The 23,233-nt window shown below is 52.4% G+C and carries 17 protein-coding genes; 4 read left to right on the top strand and 13 right to left on the bottom strand.

Annotated features, from left to right (window positions below; all coding sequences use genetic code 11):
* Positions 1-51: 51 nt before the first annotated feature.
* Positions 52-1,218: a beta-propeller fold lactonase family protein gene (locus EHT87_RS15195; RefSeq protein WP_124907502.1), complete on the bottom strand. Its 1,167-nt coding sequence runs from the start codon at positions 1,216-1,218 to the stop codon at positions 52-54.
* A gap of 160 nt (positions 1,219-1,378) precedes the next feature.
* Between EHT87_RS15195 and EHT87_RS15200 the strand changes: the two genes are divergently transcribed.
* Both EHT87_RS15200 and EHT87_RS15205 read left to right on the top strand, forming a co-directional pair.
* The gene (locus EHT87_RS15200) at positions 1,379-2,347 is read left to right on the top strand and encodes an alpha/beta fold hydrolase (protein WP_124907503.1); all 969 of its coding nucleotides are present in this window, start codon (positions 1,379-1,381) and stop codon (positions 2,345-2,347) included.
* Positions 2,348-2,416: 69 nt separating this feature from the next.
* Positions 2,417-3,499: an SDR family NAD(P)-dependent oxidoreductase gene (locus EHT87_RS15205; protein WP_124907504.1), complete on the top strand. Its 1,083-nt coding sequence runs from the start codon at positions 2,417-2,419 to the stop codon at positions 3,497-3,499.
* Between the two features lie 134 nt (positions 3,500-3,633).
* On the opposite strand, the gene EHT87_RS15210 is transcribed toward EHT87_RS15205, so the two are convergent.
* The 8 genes from EHT87_RS15210 to clpB all read right to left on the bottom strand — a co-directional run bounded on the left by EHT87_RS15210 (position 3,634) and on the right by clpB (position 16,544).
* Positions 3,634-5,328, bottom strand: coding sequence for an FAD-dependent oxidoreductase (locus tag EHT87_RS15210; RefSeq protein WP_124907505.1), 1,695 nt, complete (start codon positions 5,326-5,328; stop codon positions 3,634-3,636).
* A gap of 23 nt (positions 5,329-5,351) precedes the next feature.
* The gene (locus tag EHT87_RS15215; protein WP_124907506.1) at positions 5,352-6,074 is read right to left on the bottom strand and encodes an SGNH/GDSL hydrolase family protein; all 723 of its coding nucleotides are present in this window, start codon (positions 6,072-6,074) and stop codon (positions 5,352-5,354) included.
* Between the two features lie 147 nt (positions 6,075-6,221).
* Positions 6,222-7,652, bottom strand: coding sequence for a RagB/SusD family nutrient uptake outer membrane protein (locus tag EHT87_RS15220; RefSeq protein ID WP_124907507.1), 1,431 nt, complete (start codon positions 7,650-7,652; stop codon positions 6,222-6,224).
* A 63-nt stretch (positions 7,653-7,715) separates the two neighbouring features.
* Positions 7,716-11,195: a SusC/RagA family TonB-linked outer membrane protein gene (locus EHT87_RS15225; RefSeq protein ID WP_124907508.1), complete on the bottom strand. Its 3,480-nt coding sequence runs from the start codon at positions 11,193-11,195 to the stop codon at positions 7,716-7,718.
* Entirely contained in the window at positions 11,192-12,211 is a 1,020-nt protein-coding gene (locus tag EHT87_RS15230; protein WP_124907509.1) for a FecR family protein, read from the bottom strand. The genes EHT87_RS15225 and EHT87_RS15230 overlap by 4 nt, the downstream gene beginning before the upstream one ends.
* 22 nt (positions 12,212-12,233) lie before the next feature.
* Positions 12,234-12,914, bottom strand: a complete 681-nt coding sequence (locus EHT87_RS15235; RefSeq protein WP_124907510.1) for an RNA polymerase sigma-70 factor — start codon at positions 12,912-12,914, stop codon at positions 12,234-12,236.
* Positions 12,915-13,563: 649 nt separating this feature from the next.
* Positions 13,564-13,803 (bottom strand): hypothetical protein, encoded by a 240-nt coding sequence (locus EHT87_RS15245; protein WP_124907511.1) that lies wholly within the window; start codon positions 13,801-13,803, stop codon positions 13,564-13,566.
* A gap of 95 nt (positions 13,804-13,898) precedes the next feature.
* Positions 13,899-16,544: an ATP-dependent chaperone ClpB gene (clpB, locus tag EHT87_RS15250; RefSeq protein WP_124907512.1), complete on the bottom strand. Its 2,646-nt coding sequence runs from the start codon at positions 16,542-16,544 to the stop codon at positions 13,899-13,901.
* A gap of 278 nt (positions 16,545-16,822) precedes the next feature.
* Between clpB and EHT87_RS15255 the strand changes: the two genes are divergently transcribed.
* A complete protein-coding gene (locus EHT87_RS15255; protein WP_124907513.1) occupies positions 16,823-17,608 on the top strand; it encodes a hypothetical protein in 786 nt (261 codons plus the stop codon).
* A 77-nt stretch (positions 17,609-17,685) separates the two neighbouring features.
* Here the strand turns inward: EHT87_RS15255 and EHT87_RS15260 are convergent, their stop codons facing one another.
* The 4 genes from EHT87_RS15260 to pheS form a co-directional block, all read right to left on the bottom strand.
* Complete coding sequence (locus EHT87_RS15260) at positions 17,686-18,603, bottom strand: TspO/MBR family protein (protein WP_185716237.1); 918 nt, start codon at positions 18,601-18,603, stop codon at positions 17,686-17,688.
* A gap of 71 nt (positions 18,604-18,674) precedes the next feature.
* The gene (locus EHT87_RS15265) at positions 18,675-19,670 is read right to left on the bottom strand and encodes an SDR family NAD(P)-dependent oxidoreductase (protein WP_124907515.1); all 996 of its coding nucleotides are present in this window, start codon (positions 19,668-19,670) and stop codon (positions 18,675-18,677) included.
* Between the two features lie 194 nt (positions 19,671-19,864).
* Positions 19,865-21,160 carry a DUF937 domain-containing protein gene (locus tag EHT87_RS15270; RefSeq protein WP_124907516.1) on the bottom strand — a complete coding sequence of 432 codons (1,296 nt, stop codon included), beginning with the start codon at positions 21,158-21,160 and terminating at the stop codon, positions 19,865-19,867.
* Between the two features lie 276 nt (positions 21,161-21,436).
* A complete protein-coding gene (gene pheS, locus EHT87_RS15275; RefSeq protein ID WP_124907517.1) occupies positions 21,437-22,489 on the bottom strand; it encodes a phenylalanine--tRNA ligase subunit alpha in 1,053 nt (350 codons plus the stop codon).
* Positions 22,490-22,704: 215 nt separating this feature from the next.
* On the opposite strand from pheS, the gene EHT87_RS15280 reads away from it, so the two are divergent.
* The gene (locus EHT87_RS15280; protein ID WP_124907518.1) at positions 22,705-23,136 is read left to right on the top strand and encodes a LytR/AlgR family response regulator transcription factor; all 432 of its coding nucleotides are present in this window, start codon (positions 22,705-22,707) and stop codon (positions 23,134-23,136) included.
* The last annotated feature ends 97 nt before the right edge of the window (positions 23,137-23,233 follow it).

Below are 23,233 nucleotides of genomic sequence, written 5' to 3' on the forward strand. Positions count from 1 at the left end.
AAACAGGAGACGCTTCCGACTCGATCCGAATTCTGCAGGTTTCGGTAAAAATCAGGCTTTCTTCAGGGCCTTTTTTTGCTGCCCGATTCCGAACTGATCGCCCGCAGCCACGGCTTTTCCGCCACTAAAATGGATCTCAACCATTTTCTCGCTCTGAACCCAGTTGCTGTGTTGATCTTCGAGCGTGTGAACAATCTTCCGCGTTTTCACGTCGATCACGTCGCCCGTCGACGGATAGGCATATTTCCCGTCCAGACTGAACGTAATCCAGCCCGGCATGTCGCGCACCAGAATCGAGGTTTTCTGAACCGGTGGCATAACCGTGTTGTCGAAAACGTGCACCCGGTTATTGGCCCCGTCACAGAGCCAGATTTCCTTTTCGTCGGGCGTCATGCCAATCCCGTGACTCGGACAACCATGCCGCTTCACGTCCCCAATGTTGAAGCCTTCCACTACCACCCGGTGCAGAAATTTTCCACTCTCCAGATCGCCCACCTCAAAACCCAGTAAGCCGTTGACGTTTACATACACCAGCGTCTGGGAGCCATTGATGGTAAAAGGACGAATATCGGCCCCAAACGGCCCCACTTTTTTGGTAATCGTATGCGTTTTGGCGTCGGCTACGTTCAGCATCGTCGATTTCAAACCAGCCAGATACACCAGCTTTCCGTCCGGTCCGTAAATCGTGTTGTGCGAACCGGAATGGGTAACGATTTTGGTAATGACATCCCCGGTTTTGGCATCCACCACCGTCCAGAACTCTTTTTCGAGCGAAGGCATATAAATCGTCAGGCCATCCGGCGAGATCGAAATCCGGTCGACACCGCCCTCGTACTGTTTTTCCCACAACACCTTTTCGGTGGTCAGCTCAATGCACTGCAGGGCTTCAAGGGTGCTAATGTAAATACAGTTGGTGGCCAGGCTGACATCGACACCCTTTACATTCGACGGTTTTCCATTGGGCTGCAACCCCTTCGTCGGAATGAATTTCACAAACCGGTGCTGGTTATCGATGTCGAAAACCTGAATACCGTGGCCACCATAGCCGAGGTAATTCCGGACGCCCGGTGTAGCCACATACAGATACCGCTGCACTTTCGGCGCGATCTTTGGCCCGGGGCCGGTCCCCTCTACCTCAGCCGTAAAAACCCAGGCCGTTGCGGAGGTAAGAACCAGGCCGCAGAGGAGGTAAAGCAAAATCATTCGTTGCGTTTTCATAGCAGATGAGTTTAGGAAAGGTGTCTGGCAGACTGAAGAATGATTCCATCACAATTTACTTATGACGGTATTCCCGGCCGCTCAGCCTGTTTCCGGCCAGGCGTCCAAAACATCTGAATTGACAGGGAGTTGCTATCTATACAGACATCCTGCTAACCTCATGCGATCAAAAAATCTGAAAATTCTGGCCTTTTTCCTGCTCTGCATCCCGTTCGACACCGCAGTTGCCCAGTCGGGCGGAGTGGATTACCCGTATCCGGTGCGGTTTTTTAACCTGACGATCGAGTCGAAGCCCGTTCGGATGGCCTATATGGACGTGAAACCGGCCCAACCGAATGGCAAAACCGTATTGCTGCTGCACGGCAAGAATTTTAACGGATATTATTGGAAAACCGTCATCCACTGGCTGACAACCAAGGGGTACCGCGCCATCGTGCCCGATCAGGTCGGCTGGGGGAAATCGTCGCACCCCGCTATTCAGTACAGTTTCCACCGGCTGGCCTTCAACACCAAACGTCTGCTCGACACGCTGGGAATCCAGCAGGTAACGGTTCTGGCGCACTCGATGGGCGGCATGCTCGGTACGCGGTTTACCCTGATGTACCCCGGAACAGTGGAAAAACTGGTCCTGGAAAATCCGATCGGTCTGGAAGATTACAAGACCTTTGTACCCTATCAAACCATTGAACAACAGTATCAAAAGGAAAAATCGGCCACGCCGGAGTCCTACCGGCAATACCAGAAAAGTTATTATCCTGTCTGGAAACCCGCCTACGATGATCTGGTGCGGGTGCAGGCCAGCGACCTCAAATCGCCCGACTTCAACGCCATCGCCTGGTCCAATGCCGTAACGTACCAGATGATCTACGAACAACCGGTTTGCTACGAATGGGGACGTCTGCAAGCTCCTACCCTGCTCATTATCGGACAGGCCGATCGCACGGTGGTCGGTAAAAACCTGCTTTCCAAAGAAGAACAGGCGAAACACGGCCGGTATCCGGAATTAGGCAAACAGACGGTCCGGCAGCTGAAATCGGGCAAATTGGTCGAACTGGAGGGCGTTGGCCACATTCCGCACATCCAGGAACCGGAGCCGTTTTTCAGAGCTTTGGGAGATTTTTTGCGATAAGCGTGAATTATTTCCAACCATCTGACCGTCTGCGCAGTTAGGTTTAAACGAATCAACCACTCACTCAACATGAATACCAGAGCGAATAAAACAGCATTGATCACCGGAGCCTCGAGCGGCATTGGCCAGGAATTGGCCAAATTGTTCGCAAAAGATGGCTATAACCTTGTACTTGTTGCCCGGAGTACCGACAAATTGAATGAAATTGGTGGCCAGTTCTGGGACGAATACGGCGTCGAAACCGTGGTGATCACGAAAGATCTTTCGGAAGAAAATGCCGCACAGGACGTTTATAATCAGGTAAAAGAAAAGAATATTCCGGTTGATATTCTGGTCAACGATGCCGGTGTCGGGCTCTACGGTCTGTTTGCCACCGAAACGGACTGGGAACGCGAAAAGTCACTTATTCACCTGAATGTGTTGACTACCACGCTGATGACCAAGCTGTTCCTCAAAGATATGGTGGAACGGAACGAAGGCAAAATCCTTAACCTGGCCTCCCTGGTTGCCATAACGCCGATGCCGTTGATGGCGGTTTATGCCGCAACGAAAGCGTATATTTATAACTTTACGCAGTCGCTGATCAACGAACTCAAGGACACGAATGTCAGTGTGACGGCTTTGCTACCCAACGCGACAGACACGGATTTCTTCAATAAAGCCGGGGCGTCGAACACCAAAGTCACTGAGAATCTGGACGATCCAAGTCTGGTTGCCAAAGATGCCTACAACGCCTTGATGAAGGGAGCGCCCAAAGTGGTGCCGGGCGGTTTGGTCAATAAAGCCTATGAAGTGATGTCGTATGTGGCTCCGCAGGAAACGATGGCGGGCATGATGCGCAAGAACATGGAACCGAAGAAAGAACCGGTTACGGACGAAAAAGGAAACAAAGCCGCCTTGACCTGGGGAATTGGCCTGGCCGCCGTCGTGCTCGCCGGAGCCGCCTTGGCCCTCGCCTATTCCAACAGCAGCGCCTACGACAAGGCCCGGTATCGGTACAAAGCTGGCAAGCTCAAATCCGGTGCCGACGACGTATATGATGACGTTAAAGATACCCTGATCAATGGGTTGAACAGCGTTAAAGACGCCGTTAGCACGGCCAAAGAAGTGGTTGCCAAAGCCAAAGAAACCTTCGCCGACGTGCTGGCCTAACCTTCCTCAAAAACTCCGCAACCCCAAAAACCGACAACGGCAACGGGGTTGCGGAGTCTCTAAAAACGAGCCTGTTCCGGCTTTGGATCTATAAAAAGTTCGTTCCCAATCGGGGCGATCACCGATTTGCTTTCCTACAGCGTCAGTCGCTGCCCATCTTTTAGTAAAACCGCTTTCAATTGTGCATAAGGCACCTTTTGCACGGACGTTTTCTTCTCAATTGCCAGGACGGCTGCCGTTGCCGCCGATTGGCCCAGAATCATGAAAACCGGTTCCATCCGGATGGAGCCATAGGCAATGTGTGTACTCGACACGCAGACCGGCACCAGCAGGTTTTTACACTCGTTTTCCTTGGGCACAATCGAGCCATAGGCAATTGAATAGGGCTTGTCGGGATGAACGCCGATGTCGCCTTCGTTCTGTACAAAGCCGTCTTTTTTGACAAACCGCTGCGAATTATGAGCATCCAGAGCATATGATCCCATGCCCACCGGATTCGGCACAACGGTTTTGCCCAGCGCGTCGGCTTCCTTCATTACAAATTCGCCCCGCATCCGCCGGGCTTCGCGGATGTAAAGCTGGTGCGACCAGCCGCCGTTATCTTTAAATTCATCCTTCGGCAAACCCCACTGTTGCATGGCTTCGTGGACGTCGGTCGGCACCTTCGGATCGTTCTGCAAAAAATACATCAGTCCCTTCTGATACAGCTCGTGGTCGCGGATAATCTGCTTCCGGCGCTGGTAGGTCGCTTCGGGATAATCGTAATTTTTACCAATGTAGTCGGTACTGAACGGGCCGTGGTTGTTGGTGTCGGTTTTCCGGTTTGGAATGGGATCGAATTTGTTGAACGTTTCCCGCCAGCCCGTCGCGAACACACGGGCCAGCAATTCGTACCGGCTGGGGTCGTAGCCTTCCGGTTTCGGGAACGGAATCCGGTTTTCCGGGTGATTGCTCAGGCACATCCGAAAGCAATACGCCTGGATTTTGTGATCGCCGGTGCCATTCACACCCGGTTCGTCAGCCGACACTTCGGGCAACAAACCGCTTTTGGCATCACCCGCAACCTTATAGGGGCTAACCTCTTTCTTGAAATAATGGCCATGCTGAAAAACGCCGACCTGCACCCCGTTGTGCGTCTCGTTATACACGCTGTTGGCTTCCCGGCCGACGTGGTAGTTCACGCCCGCAGCCGCCATCAGATCGCCTTCGTAAGTGGCATCGATGAACATGCTCCCTTCATAAACCGTCCCGCTCAGGGTTCGGAACGACTTGATGGCACCGGCCCGTTTCTGAACACCTTGCGCGGAACGATCCAGCCATTCGTCGCGGTAAACCGTTAGCTTATTTTCCCGGACAAAATCTTCAAAAACCTGCTCGGCTGCGTGCGGTTCAAAAATCCACATCGTCCGGCTGGTGCCGTCGAGCGCGGGCGTTCCCTGGCCTTTGTTGCCATACTCCGACCGTTTTTGCCACTGCCACGAGTTATCCATCTGGTAATGCTGATAAAGCCGCTGGTAAAATTCCCGGGAAAGCCCGCCGATTACTTCTTTGTTTCCGGTATCGGTAAAGCCCAGTCCGCCCGACGACAAACCGCCCAGGTGTTTGTCCGGCGAGACAATGATCACTGATTTGCCCATTTTTTTAACCTGAACAGCCGCCGTGACCGCTGCCGATGTACCGCCGTAAATAATCACATCGGCCCGGCGGGTTGCGGTCGGTTTAACGGAGGAAGGACGGTAGCCGGGCAGGATGAGGAGCAAGCCAAGCAGGCAGCCCGTGGCCGACCATTTTTTCAGGAATGCAAACGCGAAATGTGGGTAAGAAATCATAGAAATTCAGGAAAAGCAGCCGCTCAGGCCGCAACGAGTTTTTGAAGATAAGCCGGGTAATTTCTGCCCTCACCGTCGCCGTGGGTAATGCTGTCGCCGAAACAGACGATGCGGTTTTTTAGCAATTGCCGTTGAACCAGAAAGGTATAAACCGCCACAGCCATCGTCCGGTAGCCGTCGGGCGTTGGGTGAATCCCATCGGTTTTGTGGCTGTTGGCTTCGTTTTTGATCAGACTGCTCGCATCGAGGCCGATGTTTCCCACGGTTTCGAAAATATGGTGCATATCCAGCAAAGACGAATGGGTATCCGCAGCTACTTTCCGGATAACATCATTCATCGCCATTTTTCGGGCCATGTGGCCTTCCGGTTTATAAAAAGCCGGGTCGTGGCGGGTCATCAGATAGGGTTCGTAAACCGGCAGAATGGTCATCAGCATCACCTCACTCCGGATGGCGGTCAATCGGGTGCAGATGGTCCGCAGATTTCTTTCGTAGTCCGGCAGCGGAACGTGTTTTTTACTGTTCACGTCATTGGTACCCACCATCAGAATGGTCAGTTCGGGCTGCTGCGCCAAACAATCCTTGTCGATCCGGGCAAGCAGATCGACGGTATTGTTCCCGCCCACCCCCGCGTTGATGATCACCGGAGCCGGCTCGCCGGTTTTCGGCTGGCTGTTTCCCGTCAGAGGCTGACCCAGAAAGGGCGCGATGGCCAGAGTACTTTGCAGAAACGTTCGACGCTGCATGAGTTAAAGGGTTACGGTTTATGGTTTTCAGTTTACGGTGGGCCACCGGAGTGGTAGCTGACGCATTATTTTTCATCCCTATTCATCGGTACCTATTGATTTTCAACTGTGAACCAAAAACGTACACTGGAAACCGTACACCGAAAATCAATACCCCGGATTTTGTTCCAGTTTAGGGTTCACATCCCGCTCCGTTTGCGGAATCGGGAAAAGGTAGTGATGCTCGGCCACGGTGATGGCCGGGTTCTGGGCTTTCATCGCGCTGATCAGTCGTTTTGTACGGACCAGATCATACCAGCGGTGGCCCTCAAAGGCCAGTTCGAGCCGACGTTCCAGCAGCAAACTATCCCGAAATTGGGCCTGACTCAGATTCGCCGTCAGGTTGGGCAAACCCGCCCGGTTTCGGATGCGGTTGATGGTCGAATAGGCATCGGTGCTGTTGGGAGCCTGCTCGTTCAGGGCTTCGGCATACATCAGCAACACATCCGGGTAGCGAATGATGGGGTAGTTATTGCCGCCATCCGCATTGCCGGTGGCGGTCGGGTCCAGGTATTTATACACGTAACACGGAAACAACACGCTGGCCGGAGCGGCTGGAGTGCTGGTGGCCGAATAGAGTTTTAGCGTCACATTCCGGCGTTTGTCATCGGCCCGGTAGGCTCTGTATAAATTTTCTGTAGCCGGATCATCGCCAAAACCGGCCACGCCGTTGACGCGGTCGAAATTGGGGCGCATGTAGCCCTGCATCCAGCTGCCTTCCCCAAAACCGCCACTCTGGGCCTGCATTTCGAAGACGGCTTCTTTGCCGTTTTTGTTGGCAATCAGAAACGCATCGGCAAAATTGGCCCACAAATCATAGACGCCCAGGTCGATTACCTCTTTGGCTTTGGCCGATGCTTTGGGCCAGTCCTGGCGGGTCAGGTAGACTTTCGCCAGGAATGCTTTTGCGGCTCCTTTCGTAGCGCGGCCCCGGTCGCCAGCCGAATAGCTGTTGGGCAAAACCGCTTCGGCATCGGTAAAATCCTGAATCACCAGTTTATATACGTCATCCACCGACGCCCGGGCGACACTTAAATCATTCAGGGAAGTGGTTTCGGCCGTCATCAATGGCACTCCGCCGAACAACCGAACCAGCGTAAAATAATAAAACCCACGCATGAACTTGGCCTCGGCGATGTAGCGGGCTTTCAGCGATTCGTCCATGGGTATGGCCGGTACGCGGGTAATCACGGCATTCGCCCGGTTAATGGCCGAGTAAACCGTGGACCAGATCGACTGGAAGGTATTGGTAGCGGGCGTAAAGGTGTATTTGTCGAGGTCGTTTTTCGGCTGGTTCGCGGTGGAGCGGCCATTGCCCCACTCGGCATCGTCAGTAGCCTGATCCTGCAAAATCCACATTACCTGACCGTACAGATTGGCGTTGTTCAGCGGATCATACACCGCACTGACGGCGGCTTTCGCATCGTCGGCGTTTTGGTAAAAATTGGCGGGCGTAAAACTCGATTCGGGCTTTTGGTCCAGTACATCACAGGACGTCACCAGGCCGATCAGGCAGAGAAGGAGTAGGTTCTTTTTCATATTTTTGATTTGAACGATGGCCGATGAATGAGCAGACGCAAGCATTCATCAGCCATCGTTCGTTTAAAATCCAACATTAAGTCCGAACAGAATCGTTTTGGCGGCCGGGTAGCTGGCGTAGTCGAAGCCCTGGCTCCGGCTGTCTTGCCCAAACCGGTTTACTTCCGGATCGTAGCCCGAATACTTGGTCCAGGTCAGGTAGTTCTGCGCCGTGGCATACACCCGTAACGATTGTATTTTTAGCCCTTTGAGTACGGACGACGGCAGATTATACGCCAGTTGAATGTTCTTCAGACGCAAATACGAACCGTCTTCAATTTGCCGGGTCGAAACGCGGTTGGCCGGGCGGGTTGTCGAAGCCCGCGGAATATCGGTATTCGTATTCGTTGGCGTCCAGCGGTTTAGCACATCCCGGTCCTGGTTGGTGGTTGCGTTCAGGTACTCCAGTTCATACCGGTTGGCGTTGAGGATGTTATTCCCGTAAACGCCCTGAAAGAAGGCCGTCAGCTCCACGCCTTTATAGGAAAATGTATTGCTGATGCCGCCGATAAATTTGGGCTGCGCCCGACCAATGATGGTCCGGTCATTGTCGTCGATCTTTTTGTCGCCGTTCAGGTCAAGGTATTTGCGGTCACCCGGTTTTTTGGCCTGCGGATCGGCCAGAGCCGTCAGTTCATCGGTGGTTTGGTAGAGGCCGTTGGTCACGTAGCCGAAGAAGGAACCCAGCGGTTCGCCCACCCGGATGATTCCGGAATTGAGGCCCTGGCCGATGTTGGCCACGCTGCCGGCGAAAATCTGCGGAGCGCCCCCAATGTCGAGCACCTTGTTGCGGTTAAGGGCAAAGTTCAGGTCGGTATTCCACTTGAAGTCGCCCACCAGATTGCGTGATGAGATACTGAGTTCAATTCCCTTGTTCTGAACTTTTCCGAGGTTCTTGATGGCGCTCGAAAAACCCGACGTACTCGGAACGGTTACGTTCAGCAACAAATCTTTTGTCCGTTTCAGGTACGCATCGGCGGTCAGCGTAATCCGGTCATTCAAAAAACCGATGTCCACACCCAGGTCAGCCTGGGAAGTCGTTTCCCACGACAGATCCGGATTGGCAATCTGGTTGGGTCCCAAACCGGTCGAAACCGTGTTTCCAAAAACGTAATTCTGGGTGGCCAGCAACGAATACGCCGGGTAGTTGCCAATACCGTCCTGGTTGCCGGTTGCGCCGTAGGTTACCCGCAGTTTCAAGTCGCTTACAACCGGGTTGTTCTTCAGAAAGGCTTCTTCGGAAACCCGCCAGGCCAGAGCTGCCGACGGGAAATACCCAAATCGTTTGTTGTTCCCAAACCGGGAAGATCCATCGGTCCGGAACGAGGCCGTCAGCAAATATTTGTCCATATAGCCGTAATTAAGCCGCGCCAGATACGATTGCAAACCCCAGGTACCGATGCCCGATTCGGGAGTTAAAGGCACCGAACCCGAAGCCAGATTGCTCGATCCCAAATTATCGTTGACAAAATTACGCGCCTGCGCCCGGTTGGATTCCGTCCGGTTGGCCTGCTGGGTGTAGCCAACCAAGGCTGTTAGGGTGTGTACGGTCTTGAAGGTGCGGGTGTAGGTCAACAAATTCTCGTTGAGCCAGGTGAGCGACTGCGAATTGAAAATAGCCGCAGCGCCCCCCTGCGCCAGTCCGCTCGAAACCGAACGCGGCAGGTACGAATCCTGCTTTTGCAACACGCCGTCGATCCCGAGAGAAACCCGCAGGTTCAGCCCGTCAATAATCTGGTAATCACCGAAAACACTGCCAAAAATCCGGTAGGCGGTATTGCGGTTTTTGTTATCGCGGGCCAGCGCCACCGGGTTGTCGGCGGTGAAAGCCAGCGCGGGGTCCGTCAGCAAATAAGAGCCGTCGGCATTGCGAACCGGCAGGATCGACGGGAACTGGAGAGCCGCCATCGTCACCAATCCGGCACTGCCCAAATCGCCGTCAGAACGGGCCTGGTTGGCAACGGTTCGATTGACAGTCAGGCTATTACCAATTTTAATTTTACTAGTTAACTTCCGATCCAGATTGATCCGAAACGAATACCGGTCGAAATCGGAGTTGACAATGACCCCATTTTGTTTGAAATAACCGCCCGCAATGGCGTATTGCGTTTTCTCATCTCCTCCGCTAAACGAAAGCTGGTAGTTGGAAATAGGTGCCTGACGGAAAATCTCATCCTGCCAGTCGGTTCCCACGCCAAACGCTTCGACCTGCGTTGGGGTGTAAACCGCCGGACGCCCTTCGTTGGTGTTGGCGTCGTTGACAAACTGGGCGTATTCCCGACCGTTCAAAACCGGGTATTTCCGACGGACATTCTGAACGCCGTAATACGTATCGAACGAGATCGTCGACTTCCCGGCTTTGCCCCGTTTCGTCGTGATAATCACCACCCCGTTTGCCCCCCGCGATCCGTAAATCGCCGTCGAAGACGCATCTTTCAGAACGGAAATCGATTCGATGTCACTGGGATTCAGCGTACTCAGCACATTGAAACTGGAACCGTTGCTGGCTCCGTCATTTTTGAAGGGAATACCGTCGATCACGTACAACGGTTCGTTGTCGCCCTGAATCGAGTTGCCCCCACGAATCCGGATGCTGGTCGTACCGCCGGGTGCCCCCGAATTCTGAGTAATCTGCACACCAGCCGCGCGTCCCTGTAAAGCCTGGTCGAGGGAGGTAACGGCCACTTTGCGAATTTCTTCAACGGGAACCGTGGCTACTGCGCCGGTCAGATCGCTTTTTTTGACCTGCCCGTACCCCACCACCACCACCTCGTTCAACGATTTGGTATCCGGTACCAGTTGAATGTCGATGACGGAGCGATTTTGCACCACCTGTTCCTGACTGACATAACCCACAAAGCTGAATACCAGCGTGGTAGCCTCGTTGGGAATGCTCAGTTGGTAACGGCCCTGGGCGTCGGTTGTCGTGCCGCGGGAGGAGCCTTTTACCACCACGCTCACGCCGGGCAGGGCTTCACCGGTTTCGCTCGTAACCCGTCCGGTTACCCGGACATCGGTTCGGATAATTTCGGTTGGCTGAATGGTCGATAGATTCGCAAAGCCATCCAACGAAACGGGACTCGTTCCGGCGGTGGCGGGTGTAGTCGCCAGAGGTACACTGATCAGCAGCCGATCGTTGTTTTTGGGCGGCAAAATCAGATACGCCCCGGAGCGCAGCTTTTTAAACCGCATGCCCGAGCGCTTCAACAAAAGAGTGAGATTGGTTTCCAGCCGGGCGTTCAGATTGAGCGGTTCGGCCGGACTCAGATGCCGTGCTACGGCCGATTCTTCAAATAAAATATCGACGCCGTAATACTCCTTCAGTTGTAACAGGGTCTGTTTCAGGGGCTGATTCACGCCAATGGCGGGCGTCGTTTTTCCGGACTGGAGGTTGTCGGCCTGCTGGGTGGCTCGGACGAAAGCCAGCGTTTGGGCTTCGGTATGGCCATAGCTCATGCTGAGTAACCAGCCGGTTGCCAGCGCGAAGGGTAGCGATTTTCTCATTGGGTAATTGGGATTTCGGTAGGCGTTGAAAAAATGAGATTCTGGTCACGGTGGCTGAGTTTCAGGTTCAGCAATTCGGCCAGGGCTTCGGCCAGTTCATCGGATGATCCGGCCCGGATCGTACCGGTTAGCTTCCGGCGGGCCAGCGCCGGATTGGCCAATTGAACATCGACACCAAAAACTACACGGATTTGGTTTACCACATCGCGCAGGGAGGTATTGTTGAAACTGAAGAGTCGATACCGCCAATGGGCAAACCGGGTCGTGTCGGTCTGTTTCTGCAATTGCAGCGCCCCTTTTTCGTCGAGCCGAACCCGGTCGCCGGGCTTCATCAACAGATTTTGGGTAGCCCGATCAACCGGCGCATAATGCAGATTTACTTTCCCCCGTTTCAGGACAATTTCGGCATGGGAAGTCCGGCTTCGCACCGAAAATTCGGTCCCCAACACCTCCACTTCCAGGCCGTTGGTAGCCTGAACAACAAAGGGCTGGTGAGTGGAAAGGTGTTTGACATCAAAAACCGCATCGCCCGTCAGCGACACCCGACGGGAAAACCAGCCGTACCCGATGCGGGGCATTTGCAACGATGAATTGCTGTTGAGTGCCACGGTCGAGCCATCGGGCAGATCCAGTGAACGAAGTTGATACGAGCCCGTCGTAATGGTCTTGTAGAGAAGCGGTTTCCGGAAAATCCAGCCCCCGGCACTCAGTATAAAAGCAAGGCTGGCGGCTACCAGCCAGCGACCCGGGTGCCCGAACGGGCGGGATGCCTCCGGCAGTGACCGTAAAAACCGGGGCGGTTCTATCGCCGGATTATCAAGCCGTTGGCGGTACTGGTCGAGATGCCGGGCCAAATCCGGAGCGTATTGCGGAAAACTCCGCTCCCACTCATCCAGCCACTGAAAATACGTTTCCCGGCTGGCCGGACGCATCAGCCATTCGCCGATCACCTTCTGTTGAACCGACGTTGCCTGCCCGGCAAAGTAGGTAAATAGCAATTCTTTGGTAGGTTCCATGGTGAAGTGTTTGTCGTTGAGGCTACGCGAAAACCGTCAGCAGAAGCAGCAGAACGCTAATCAGTTTTTGTTGGCGGAGGAATTGCCGAACGCTCGAAATGGCCTGTAGCAAATGATTTTCAACGGTTTTGGGCGAAAGCGCCATCTCCGAAGCAATTTCTTTGTAGGATTTTCCTTCGAACCGGCTCAGCAAAAAGACCCGTTGCCGCTGGGGCGATAACTGCTGAACGGCTTGTTCGAGGGCGCGGTAGAGTTCATCCTGTTGCAAAAGCCGGTCGGGCTGCATCGCGTCCAGATCAGGCTGGTCGAGGTCATCGGGCAAAGTTTCCTGGCGGCTCAACTCCCAGCGCAGGCTGTTGTAGGCCCGGTTTCGGACGGCCTGGTAGAGATAGGCCCGGTATGAGCCTTTGACCTGCTTATACAATTCTTTCTGGTAAAACGTGAAGAACAAATCCGCAACCACATCTTCGGCGACCTGCCGATCGTAGACAAACCGGATCGCGTGGCTGCACAGGGGCGCGAAATATTGCCGGAACAGCAATTCACACCCCAGTTTTGGGTCGGTGGTAAACGCATTGCGGATAAACAATTCGTGATCGGCGGTTACCGGAACCGGCGTTTCGGCATCGCTTCGCGGCAATGGAGCGGGCCCGACGGAGGCCGGATCGGGTGAACGCCGGAATGGAAATGCGTTGGGTGGCATCGGTCAAAGGGTCTGGTACCAGGAAGACAAGTTAGCGCCAAAAATCCCCCAATCGATTTTTATTTTTTATTTATAAAATGCAAAAAGGACACATAAAAAGTGACGTTACCCGCGCTGTCATTGTCTCACGGCTGTTATCTTAATCGCCAGACCATGCCAAATACGTATACACAACTCTATATCCAAACGGTTTTTGCCGTCAAATACCGCCACGGCCTGATTCGGAGGGAGTGGAAAGAAGCGCTAAAATCAGGAGGATCATCACCGTACCAGAACGTTTCTGGAAGCGTACACCTCCTTTCTGTACAAGTTCAATGTGCCTTACGACGAACGGTCTATTTTCAAACCCGTGGAGGATGAACAGGATGTTGACAACACAGCCAGATCAGTCTATCCAAATTGACTTCAAGTTTTTATCAAGCCTATCGTCACCGTGTTGTTTTGGCACATAAAATCTTCACGAATGAGACCGTCGCGTTAGAGACGAGGTGATGGGTGTGGCTTGGTTGGTTACAAACTTTAGGTCGCTAGCGCGACCGGTATTGTAATGGCTGAATAATACTGCCAGAATTGAATATACCATCCATCAAGTCCAGACCATTTGGTGGCATCAATTCGACTAAATAATCGATAAAAGCATTTGTATCAATTAAATATCTCTCTCCCATTCGTTGCGCATTTCTTCTAGTTGACGGTGCAGATCAGCTGCCACTTCTGGCGGAATCGAACCTCGGAACTGTTCTGACAGCCGCCCGGAAATCCGGTTTTGTTTCGGTTCTTCCACGGGCTTTGCTTCTTGCGGAATTAGCCGGATGATGTCTAGATTTTCGAGGTCTCGCAACAAGGGTACGGCTTTCTCGTTCAGAACCTCCACAACGAACGTTTGCATAATCATTCAATTTTCATCAAGATAAGCAGATAACCAATCTGAAACAAAAAACGCCCGGCTGATGAAGCCGGGCGTTTTCACTCTCATTCCCTGCGTTAGTCCAGCGCCGGAATCACTTTGTCGAGATTATAAAACAGGATGTCTTCCTTGCCGTCTTCGGTTTCGTTCAGCATCATGCCAACCACCGCGTTCTTCTGAATCCGGCCCGCCAGAATCTCCTTCGAGAGGGCGTTCAGGATGCGCCGTTGCATGACGCGTTTCAGCGGGCGGGCACCAAACTGCGGATCGAATCCTTCTTCGGCCAGCTTATCGAGCACGTCCTGGTCGGCTTCGATGCTGATGCCCTGCTCGGCAAGCCGCTCCTGAATGTGCTTGAACTGCAGGCCCACAATCTTGCGGATTTCGCGTTTGGTCAACGGCTGGAACATCACCAGTTCGTCGATCCGGTTCAGAAACTCGGGACGCAGCGTTTGTTTCAGCAATTCAAACACTTCTTCTTTTGTATCCTCAATGATCTGATCGCGGTTCCAATCTTCCATTTGCGCAAACCGCTCGCGGATGATGTGGCTACCGATGTTCGAGGTCATGATAATAATCGTGTTCTTGAAACTGGCAACCCGGCCTTTGCTGTCGGTCAACCGACCATCATCCAGAACCTGCAACAGAATGTTAAACACGTCGGGATGGGCTTTTTCAATCTCATCCAGCAAGATGACACTGTACGGTTTCCGGCGCACGGCTTCGGTCAACTGGCCACCTTCGTCGTAGCCAACATACCCCGGAGGAGCACCAATCAGGCGACTGACGGCGTGGCGTTCCTGAAATTCCGACATATCGATCCGCACCAGCGAGTTCTCGTCGTTGAACAGGTAATCGGCCAGCGCCTTCGCCAGCTCGGTTTTACCAACCCCCGTCGTTCCCAGGAAAATGAACGAACCCAGCGGACGTTTGGGATCCTGCATGCCGGCGCGGCTCCGGCGAACGGCGTCGGCCACCGCCTGAATGGCTTCTTCCTGACCGGCCACCCGTTTCGACAGTTCGTCTTCCAGATGCAGCAGTTTCTCGCGTTCCGATTCCATCATGCGGCTGACCGGAATGCCCGTCCATTTGGCAACCACTTCCGCAATATCATCGGCGGTGACTTCCTCCTGCAACAGATTCTGGCCGTCTCCTTCTTTTTTAACCAGCTCATCCAGACGGCTTTGCATTTCGGGTAACCGGCCATAACGAATCTCGGCCACTTTTCCGTAATCGCCCGAACGCTCGGCCTGTTCGGCTTCCGACTTCAGTTGATCGAGTTGTTCTTTCAACGTCCGGACTTCATTGACGGATTGTTTTTCGACTTCCCAACGGGCTTTCAGACTGTTTCGCAGCTCGTTCAAATCTTCAATCTGCCGGTTCAGTACGCTTTCCTTGTCGCGGTCGGATTCCCGGCGAATGGCTTCCCGCTCGATCTCCAGTTGCATGATCCGGCGGTTCAATTCGTCAAGTTCTTCGGGAACCGAGTCGATTTCGAGCCGCATTTTGGCAGCCGCTTCGTCCATCAGGTCAATGGCTTTGTCGGGCAAAAACCGGTCGGAGATATAGCGGTTCGAGAGTTCCACGGCGGCAATTACCGCGTCGTCCTTGATCCGGACGCCGTGGTGCAACTCGTATTTTTCCTTGATCCCCCGCAGAATCGAAATGGCGTCTTTCACATCGGGTTCGTCGACCAAAACCGTCTGAAACCGGCGTTCCAGTGCTTTGTCTTTTTCAATATATTTCTGGTATTCCTTCAGCGTGGTGGCACCGATGGCGTGCAATTCACCCCGGGCCAACGCCGGTTTCAGCAGGTTGGCGGCATCCATAGCGCTGTCTCCTCCCCCGGCACCGGCACCGATCAACGTGTGAATTTCGTCAATGAAAAGAACGATTTCACCCTCAGAATCAGTCACTTCTTTAATAACCGCCTTCAGTCGCTCTTCAAATTCACCCTTGTATTTCGCACCGGCCACGAGTAACCCCATGTCGAGCGAAACGATGATCTTCGACTTCAGGTTTTCGGGAACGTCTCCCTGCACAATGCGCTGGGCGAGTCCTTCCACAATAGCGGTTTTCCCGACGCCCGGTTCACCGATCAGCATCGGGTTGTTTTTCGTCCGGCGGCTCAGGATTTGCAGCACCCGGCGGATTTCTTCGTCCCGGCCAATGACGGGGTCAATTTTTCCCTTTTCGGCCAGTTCATTCAGGTTTTTACTATACCGCTCCAACGAACGGTATTTTGCTTCGGCATTCGGATCTTTCACAGGATTATTTTTTCCGCGTAATTCTTTAATCGCTTCTTTCAGTACTTTTTCGGTAAACCCGACATCTTTCAAAAGTGTCGCCACCGAATCTTTGCCACTCGACAAGCCCAGCAGAATCAGTTCGATGCTCACGTACTCATCACCAAACTCTTTCAACAAGCTGGTTGCCCGCTGGAGGGCCGAGTTCAGGTCATTACCCAGGTAAATAGACGGCGTTCCCTGAGCACCAACCGATACTTTCGGATACCCGTTCACAATGGCGTCCAGCGCCAGGGTCAACCGGCTGGAATTGACTCCTGTTTTCTTGGAGAGAAAGCCCATCGTGTTCGGGTCTTCGTCCAAAATCGCTTTCAGCACGTGGCCGGTTTCCACCGACTGCTGCTGATTCCCCTGCGCAATCTGGGCCGCCTGCTGGATGACCTCCTGCGCTTTAATGGTGTAATTAGTTAAGTTCATGGTTGTGGGTTAAACTACATCGGGATAACATCCTCATCCCGGTTTGCGTTTTACTTGATAACAGGTAATTAACAAAGAACAGGCCAGCGAAGATTTCCGGTCAATTTGGCGGAATTTGACAAAAAGAAGCGGTTTTTCTTGCCATTTTGACATTGTTAGCAGGTAGTATGCAGACGTTTGAACCGATAGAGTGATCAAATCTGACGGCATCACCATACGTGCTATGATTTAATCGGTACAATTCCCATTTTTACAGGGTTGAATTCCTAAACCAGTCCATGAAGATTAGAACAACTTTACTCCCTTGCGTCGCGGTTTTCATTCTGCTCGGTTGTGGCGGTGATGCCAAAAAAGGCGATCCTGATCCACAGGTTCAGACGTGTCTGGTTAGTGAGGTTCCGGACACCTACTTTGAGTCTGGTTCCGTTAGCGTCGAGTATGATGCAAGCCGTCGGGTTTCCGCCATCAAGCAATCTTCTTTCAATGTATTTTCCTTTACGTATGACGCCAGCGGCAAGATTACGAAGTTTCTGGCGGGGATATCCCAATACGAAAACCTCGGTGCCGAAGAACATACCATTACCTATGATGCCAGTGGCCGTATTGCCACCATCAACGCCGTTGAGAACGGGCAAACCGTTACCGCTACCACCAGCTTTGACGCCCAAAACCGCATCACAAAGATTGCGGTCATTGATCCAAGAGGGCAACGCAATTACTACAAACGAATGGAATACGATGCTGCGGGCAATGTAACGAAGGTGTATTACGCCAAGGATAAGGAGGCCGAAAAGTTGTATGCAGAGTATAAGTATGACGATAAAAAATCGCCATTTTTCAACCATCCCGCTTTTCAGCTCATCCCGCTCATTTCATCGCTGGCCGATAAAAGTCATTACCTGAGCGTCAATAATCCGGTTCAGTATAAAGATTACGGCTATAGCTATACGGCAACCTATCAGTATACCAATGACTTGCCAACCCAACTGTCACTCTTGCTGCAGCAAACCGGTAATCCATCCGTGGTGAACAAGCAAAAAGTGTATAAGTATACCTGCCAGTGAGTGATTTTGTTTACAGGAGCTGACGTGTTGTTTCCGCACACGCCAGCTTCTGTAAACCCGATTCGGAAAACAGTATCCTAAAGCGAGGTATACGAATACGATTCGGCTTCATTGTTGGGGCTGTCCTCTTCCCACCAGGCATCTTCTGTTTCCACATCGGCATCGGTATCTTCCACTTCATGCGGCAGAGGGCCGAACGTTCCACGCGGCAGGGCTTGCACCAAAATCCCGGCAGTAGCCACCGAAAAAGCCGCAGCCGATAAAGCAATGGCGTTATTTTTTCCGTATTGCTTCGTCGCAATTCCGGCAAAACCCGCCACAAAGGGCAGCAGATAATACGGATCGTTGAGTCTACGGGCCACGGCATACGCTACGCCAGTCGTTGCGCCCAGCACCCCAATAAACAAAGGCGTATCGCGACGCGGCTCCGGCTTCCAGAGTTTCAGATTGAGCAACAAATTGGGCGTTCCAACCACCGAAGCCGCCGTCAGCCAGCCTGCGTACAGACTGAAGGGAATTCGCAGGTATTTCTCCGGACTACCGACTTTTGTTTCACCGATTTCCAGTTGGTCATGCAGCGCAAAAGCCAGTGGCAAACTGGCTTTCGTTACCAGATCGGAGCCAATCATACTTTCCATGCGCGGGTCGGAAAAAAGCCGCCCAAATAGAGCGTTGAGCACATAACTTCCGGCCAGCCAGGGGGCCGCCTTCCGAAAACGCGGATTTTGCTGCTGCGATGGCAACGCCTGATAAATGGCATAGGCCGCCGTTCCGGCATAAATGGTTGACCAGACTACCCCAAATGTCCAGCCCGCCGGAATGATGGGATTTTCATCGAACACACGCCGGTATTCGGGCAAAACGGTGTCCTCTTCCTCCTCTTCTTTTTTCTTATTTGAAGCTGTCGCCGGTCGGCCAGCAGTTGCGGTATAAATGATGCTGCCAACCACCAGAACAGCCGTTCCAATGCGCCATAGTAATGAGGTATTCTTCATGTTCATCGAGTTGATTGGGTGGAAATAGTAGAAAGCCGCCTGCCTGAGCGGCTTTTAAAGAATCGAATGACTTAGTTTAGTGACAACGAATCGAAAAGTGATTTCCCGGCCAGTCTGGTCTTGCGCCGAACGGAACTGGCTTCTTTTTTCCAGCTATGATCCATGGCACCAAACGCCCACAACAGGGTTGTAGCGGCCACGAATCCCACCGCAATGGCCGTAATGAGCAGGCTTTGATCCTGGTCTTCCGATTCGCGTTCCGGTTTCGATTCGCCGGGTCGCTCCATCTGTTTCCGCATGGAACCGGCGATGAGCTCATCCGGCAATACGTGCGACATGGCTACCTGCGCCTTGTTCATAAAACCGGAAACTATTTTTTCCTTGCCTTTCATCAGGGCATCATACCCATCTTTGGCAACTTTTGCGGGATCGGTTTGCTGCGCCTGCTGGTGCGCCCGCGTTCCTTCGGCACCCGCTTTGTTGAAAAAGTCGGTATTGGTAGCGCCGGGCAACAAAGCCGTCACCGTCACATTGGTGTCTTTCAGTTCGTTCTGCAAAGCCTCCGTGAAGGAAAGAATGAACGATTTCGTAGCGCCATACACCGCCATCAACGGGTTGGGCATAATGGACGCCACCGAGGCAAGCATGAGTATTTTGCCCTCGTTGCGCTGAACCATATCTTTTAGAAACAGTTTGGTCAGGTGAACCAGTGAGGTTGCATTCAACTGAATGATACTCAGTTCTTTCTGCAAATCGGTTTCGTTGGCAAACATCCCGTATTCACCCATACCGGCGTTGTTGACGAGCACGTCGACCGTAATGCCCCGCCGTCTGGTTTCGTCATAGATGGTCTCCGGCGACTTAGGGTCTACCAGATCAGTGGCAATGGGCGTAACGGTAATGCCGAACTGTTGTGCATACGCTTCGGCGATCTGATTCAGGTTCTCGCCGTTGCGAGCGACCAAAACCAGGTTGTACCCATCTTTCGCAAATAAATTTGCCAGTTCGTGACCAATACCGCTCGTCGCTCCGGTGACAAGGGCCGTTTTTCCCGTTTGTGCTTCCATACCCTAATCAGTGGTTAGTCAGTTGAATAAACAGACAGCAACCGCCGATACACGAACCAGCGGTATCGGCGCTTCCCTGTTGGTAGCAAACAACCAGGAACGGGAGATGTTGGAAAATTTTTGCGTGCGGGACGCGGGAAGGGACAGGATTGGCAGGAGCACAACGTCTTTCGAGCGGCTCCTGCCGATGTTCTTTATTTGATAACCACTTTTACATCGATTTGCTTCAACCTCGGTTTACCGATGGCGGTGGTGTCGCCGGGTTTGATTCCCGTACCCAGGCCAATCGCATCAATCCGAATGTAATTGACACCCGATTTAATCAGTTGATTTTTAATATTCAGTACCCGCGTAACCGATAAAGCTTTATTTCCCATCGGTGGAATGGCATCGTTGGCGTAACCAACCAGTCGAATTTGTACAACCGGATTGTTTTTCAGCAACGTCGACAACTCCCCTACAGCCGCTAAACCCGTGGGTTTAAGCCGGTCGGTTCCCGGTTCGAAGTCGAGTGCCGGAATTTTAAAACTCCGTCCTGCCGGAGCCTGCGGATTGGTCAGATAACCCGCTAAAGCAGTGATTGCGGGGCTGGTTGCCCCGACGGCGGTTGAGGCTGTCGGCAAAGCGGTTGTTGCCCCCGAATCGGCCCGTGCGGTATTGGTCGGACGGAGTCTGGCCGAATCTGCCGGGGCTATGGCTGCGGAATCAACAAATTCAGTCGATGTAGCTTCTTCTTCGTTGGCCGATGAATACGACTGGGTATTATTCCAGATGTAGTATGCGGCACCTGCCAAAGCCAGCACCACCAGGGCTCCGATTCCCCATTTCACCAGCGAACCGTTGCCTTCTTCTTCCGGTTCGGGCGTAAACCGCTGGCGTTCCTGAATGGGCGACCGGTCGGCCACTGCCGAGCGCTTGGCCGGGGTCACCCCCACCGCCAGCAATTGCTGGATGTTCAACCCCTCGGCAATCCGGTCGAGCAGCCGTTCGGGGGTCATTTCGATGAGGTGATCACGCTGGTCGGCCAAAAGTGCGGCCAGGCTGTCAGCGTCCAGCTTTTTTTCCACCACCAGTTTATTCAACGTTCCCAGAACCAGGGGTGTAACCAGCCCCAGCAGTGTAATAGCCGCCGAGTTCTTGATGTTTGCATAACCGGAAATGGCCAGACCGATGGCACTTTTCATGGCTGGAAGCAAATGACTGATGCTGTTACTACCCAGTTCGGCCAACCGATTGATTTGCTCCGGATCACGCAGAAGTTCGGGAAAGGTGGCCACGAGATTGCCATCGAACTTCCCCTTCTGAATTGCATTATATAATTGATTCACCCCGATTTCGGTCGTTGTCCGTTTCATCAGACCGGCAACTACCGTATGAATCAGCCCTTCAAGAGCGATCCGGGTTTTTTCCGGATTTTCATCAACGTAGTAGGCCGCCCGGGAAACGACCGGATCGGTTAAATTTTCTTTCAGTTCGACTAATAAATTCATAAAGACGATATTGCATGGGAACTAACACATCAACACAAGCACCACATCCGCATACACGAAGCTGACGAATACAATATGAATGATAAAGTTAGACAAAAAAAAGAAGCAAGAAGCGGGAACTGGAAATCAGGGATAAATTTTAGACAAAAAAAAGAAGTGAAAGGATAGCAGTAAGAGAAAAGACGTAATAAATAGGAAAAAAGAAATTTGAAGTTAAAAACCCTTCAACCGTTATTTCCTATTCCTTTCTCTTACCCTATCCGGCGTCACTTCTGTTTATGCGCCCTGAAACTGACGGAGGAACCGAACATCATTTTCGGTATACAGACGCAGGTCGTTTACGCCGTAGCGAAGTTGCGTAATCCGCTCAACGCCCATTCCAAACGCGTACCCGGTATATTCTTCCGGATCGACCCCACAGTTGATGAGCACGTTCGGATCAACCATGCCGGAACCGGCAATTTCGACCCAGCCACTGTATTTACAAATTGGACAGCCCGATCCGTGGCAGATCTGACAGGAAATATCAATTTCGGCGCTGGGCTCGGTAAAAGGAAAATACGACGGACGGAAGCGAATCTTCACATCTTTGGCAAACATCTCCTTCACAAAATGATAGAGCGTGTCTTTCAGGTCTTTAAAACCAACGTTCTTGTCTACGTACAACCCTTCAACCTGGTGGAACATGCAATGGGCACGGGCCGAAATAGCCTCATTCCGATACACCCGCCCCGGCATAATGGCGCGGATCGGCTGAAAGGTGGTGTTGAATTTCTGATGCTCCATCAACCGGATCTGGACATTCGACGTATGCGTCCGTAAGAGCAGGTCGGCCGGGGCACCATTGCTCTTCTTGTCGACGAAAAACGTATCCTGCATATCGCGGGCCGGGTGATTGTCCGGAAAGTTCAGCGCACCAAAGTTATACCAGTCGGTCTCAATTTCGGGCCCGTCGGCAACGCTAAAGCCGATCCGCCCGAAAATACTGATAATCTGCTGGCGAACCAGGTTGAGCGGGTGTTGCGCTCCATACAGGTTGGGAATAACCGGCAGGCTCAAATCAACCGGGGGCTGAACGTCCTCACTGAAGCTGTTTTCCAGCGATGTGCTGGATTCTTTAAACCGCTGCTGGGCAAAATCCTTGAGCGAATTCAACTCCTGACCCACCGCCCGGCGGTCTTCCTGCGGCACCTGTTTCAACTTCTCAAACAGGTCCGTAACCACGCCTTTGCGCCCAATATACCGAAGTCGGAATTGTTCCAACTCGTCTTTCGATTGAATCTGAAAATGTTCAATCTCCTGATAAATTTCTTTGACTCTATCCAGCATACGCTCTCTAATCAATCCGGGTTGTTGCAAAGATAACCATTTTCTGTGCTCCGTTAAACATTCCTATTCACCGCTCGTCACAGGTCCCGGTACGGTTGTTGGGCACTGTATTGGCAACAGGCGACTGGGGCACATCCGTAAAAATCCCGCACAATCAGAGGCAACCTGTTCATTATCAAACGTATCCATTGTTACACAAACTTACTCGATTAATTATGGAATCCATCCTGAAGGAAAACCTTTTCGACCAAGTGTCCACAAAATTCCCCAAAAGTGTGGAAAAAAAGTCCACCTCCTCAATTGCCCAGAAGCTGCTTATTCCTTTTTACGATCGAAAAAGAACTATCTCACTCGAAGAAATTGTCCGATTGGAAGGTTCCGGAAATTATACCAATTTTTTCCTCAAAGACGGCACCCGCATGCTGGTATCCCGCACCTTAAAAGAGTACGAAGAATTGTTGGATGGAGAGGCTTTCGTACGGGTTCATAAATCCTGCATCGTCAATCTCTGCTACGTACGTCGGTTCTATGTCAAGAAAGAAGGCGAACTGGAATTGAACGACGGACAGCAGGTTAAAATTTCGCGTCGCCGGGCGCAAAACTTCATGGATCGGATCCGCAACTTTTTACCGGCAACCATTCACTAATTGTAACCGCGCAATACCCGCATGGTACTGTGTAGTATACGCAAATCAGTAACACGTAGAAATACGTAATCGGTCAAGGAGATATACGGAATGTAAC

Origin of the sequence: Larkinella knui, from assembly GCF_003858645.1 — a bacterium.
Classification (GTDB): domain Bacteria; phylum Bacteroidota; class Bacteroidia; order Cytophagales; family Spirosomataceae; genus Larkinella; species Larkinella knui.

Excerpts from the sequence above, each read along its gene's own strand:
- EHT87_RS15260 (WP_185716237.1), bottom strand. The coding sequence starts at position 18,603 with ATGAAGAATACCTCATTACTATGGCGCATTGGAACGGCTGTTCTGGTG.
- EHT87_RS15245 (WP_124907511.1), bottom strand. The coding sequence starts at position 13,803 with ATGCAAACGTTCGTTGTGGAGGTTCTGAACGAGAAAGCCGTACCCTTG.
- EHT87_RS15220 (WP_124907507.1), bottom strand. The coding sequence starts at position 7,652 with ATGAAAAAGAACCTACTCCTTCTCTGCCTGATCGGCCTGGTGACGTCC.
- pheS (WP_124907517.1), bottom strand. The coding sequence starts at position 22,489 with ATGCTGGATAGAGTCAAAGAAATTTATCAGGAGATTGAACATTTTCAG.
- EHT87_RS15200 (WP_124907503.1), top strand. The coding sequence starts at position 1,379 with ATGCGATCAAAAAATCTGAAAATTCTGGCCTTTTTCCTGCTCTGCATC.
- clpB (WP_124907512.1), bottom strand. The coding sequence starts at position 16,544 with ATGAACTTAACTAATTACACCATTAAAGCGCAGGAGGTCATCCAGCAG.
- EHT87_RS15235 (WP_124907510.1), bottom strand. The coding sequence starts at position 12,914 with ATGCCACCCAACGCATTTCCATTCCGGCGTTCACCCGATCCGGCCTCC.
- EHT87_RS15205 (WP_124907504.1), top strand. The coding sequence starts at position 2,417 with ATGAATACCAGAGCGAATAAAACAGCATTGATCACCGGAGCCTCGAGC.
- EHT87_RS15255 (WP_124907513.1), top strand. The coding sequence starts at position 16,823 with ATGAAGATTAGAACAACTTTACTCCCTTGCGTCGCGGTTTTCATTCTG.
- EHT87_RS15230 (WP_124907509.1), bottom strand. The coding sequence starts at position 12,211 with ATGGAACCTACCAAAGAATTGCTATTTACCTACTTTGCCGGGCAGGCA.
- EHT87_RS15195 (WP_124907502.1), bottom strand. The coding sequence starts at position 1,218 with ATGAAAACGCAACGAATGATTTTGCTTTACCTCCTCTGCGGCCTGGTT.
- EHT87_RS15215 (WP_124907506.1), bottom strand. The coding sequence starts at position 6,074 with ATGCAGCGTCGAACGTTTCTGCAAAGTACTCTGGCCATCGCGCCCTTT.
- EHT87_RS15265 (WP_124907515.1), bottom strand. The coding sequence starts at position 19,670 with ATGGAAGCACAAACGGGAAAAACGGCCCTTGTCACCGGAGCGACGAGC.
- EHT87_RS15225 (WP_124907508.1), bottom strand. The coding sequence starts at position 11,195 with ATGAGAAAATCGCTACCCTTCGCGCTGGCAACCGGCTGGTTACTCAGC.
- EHT87_RS15210 (WP_124907505.1), bottom strand. The coding sequence starts at position 5,328 with ATGATTTCTTACCCACATTTCGCGTTTGCATTCCTGAAAAAATGGTCG.
- EHT87_RS15270 (WP_124907516.1), bottom strand. The coding sequence starts at position 21,160 with ATGAATTTATTAGTCGAACTGAAAGAAAATTTAACCGATCCGGTCGTT.
- EHT87_RS15280 (WP_124907518.1), top strand. The coding sequence starts at position 22,705 with ATGGAATCCATCCTGAAGGAAAACCTTTTCGACCAAGTGTCCACAAAA.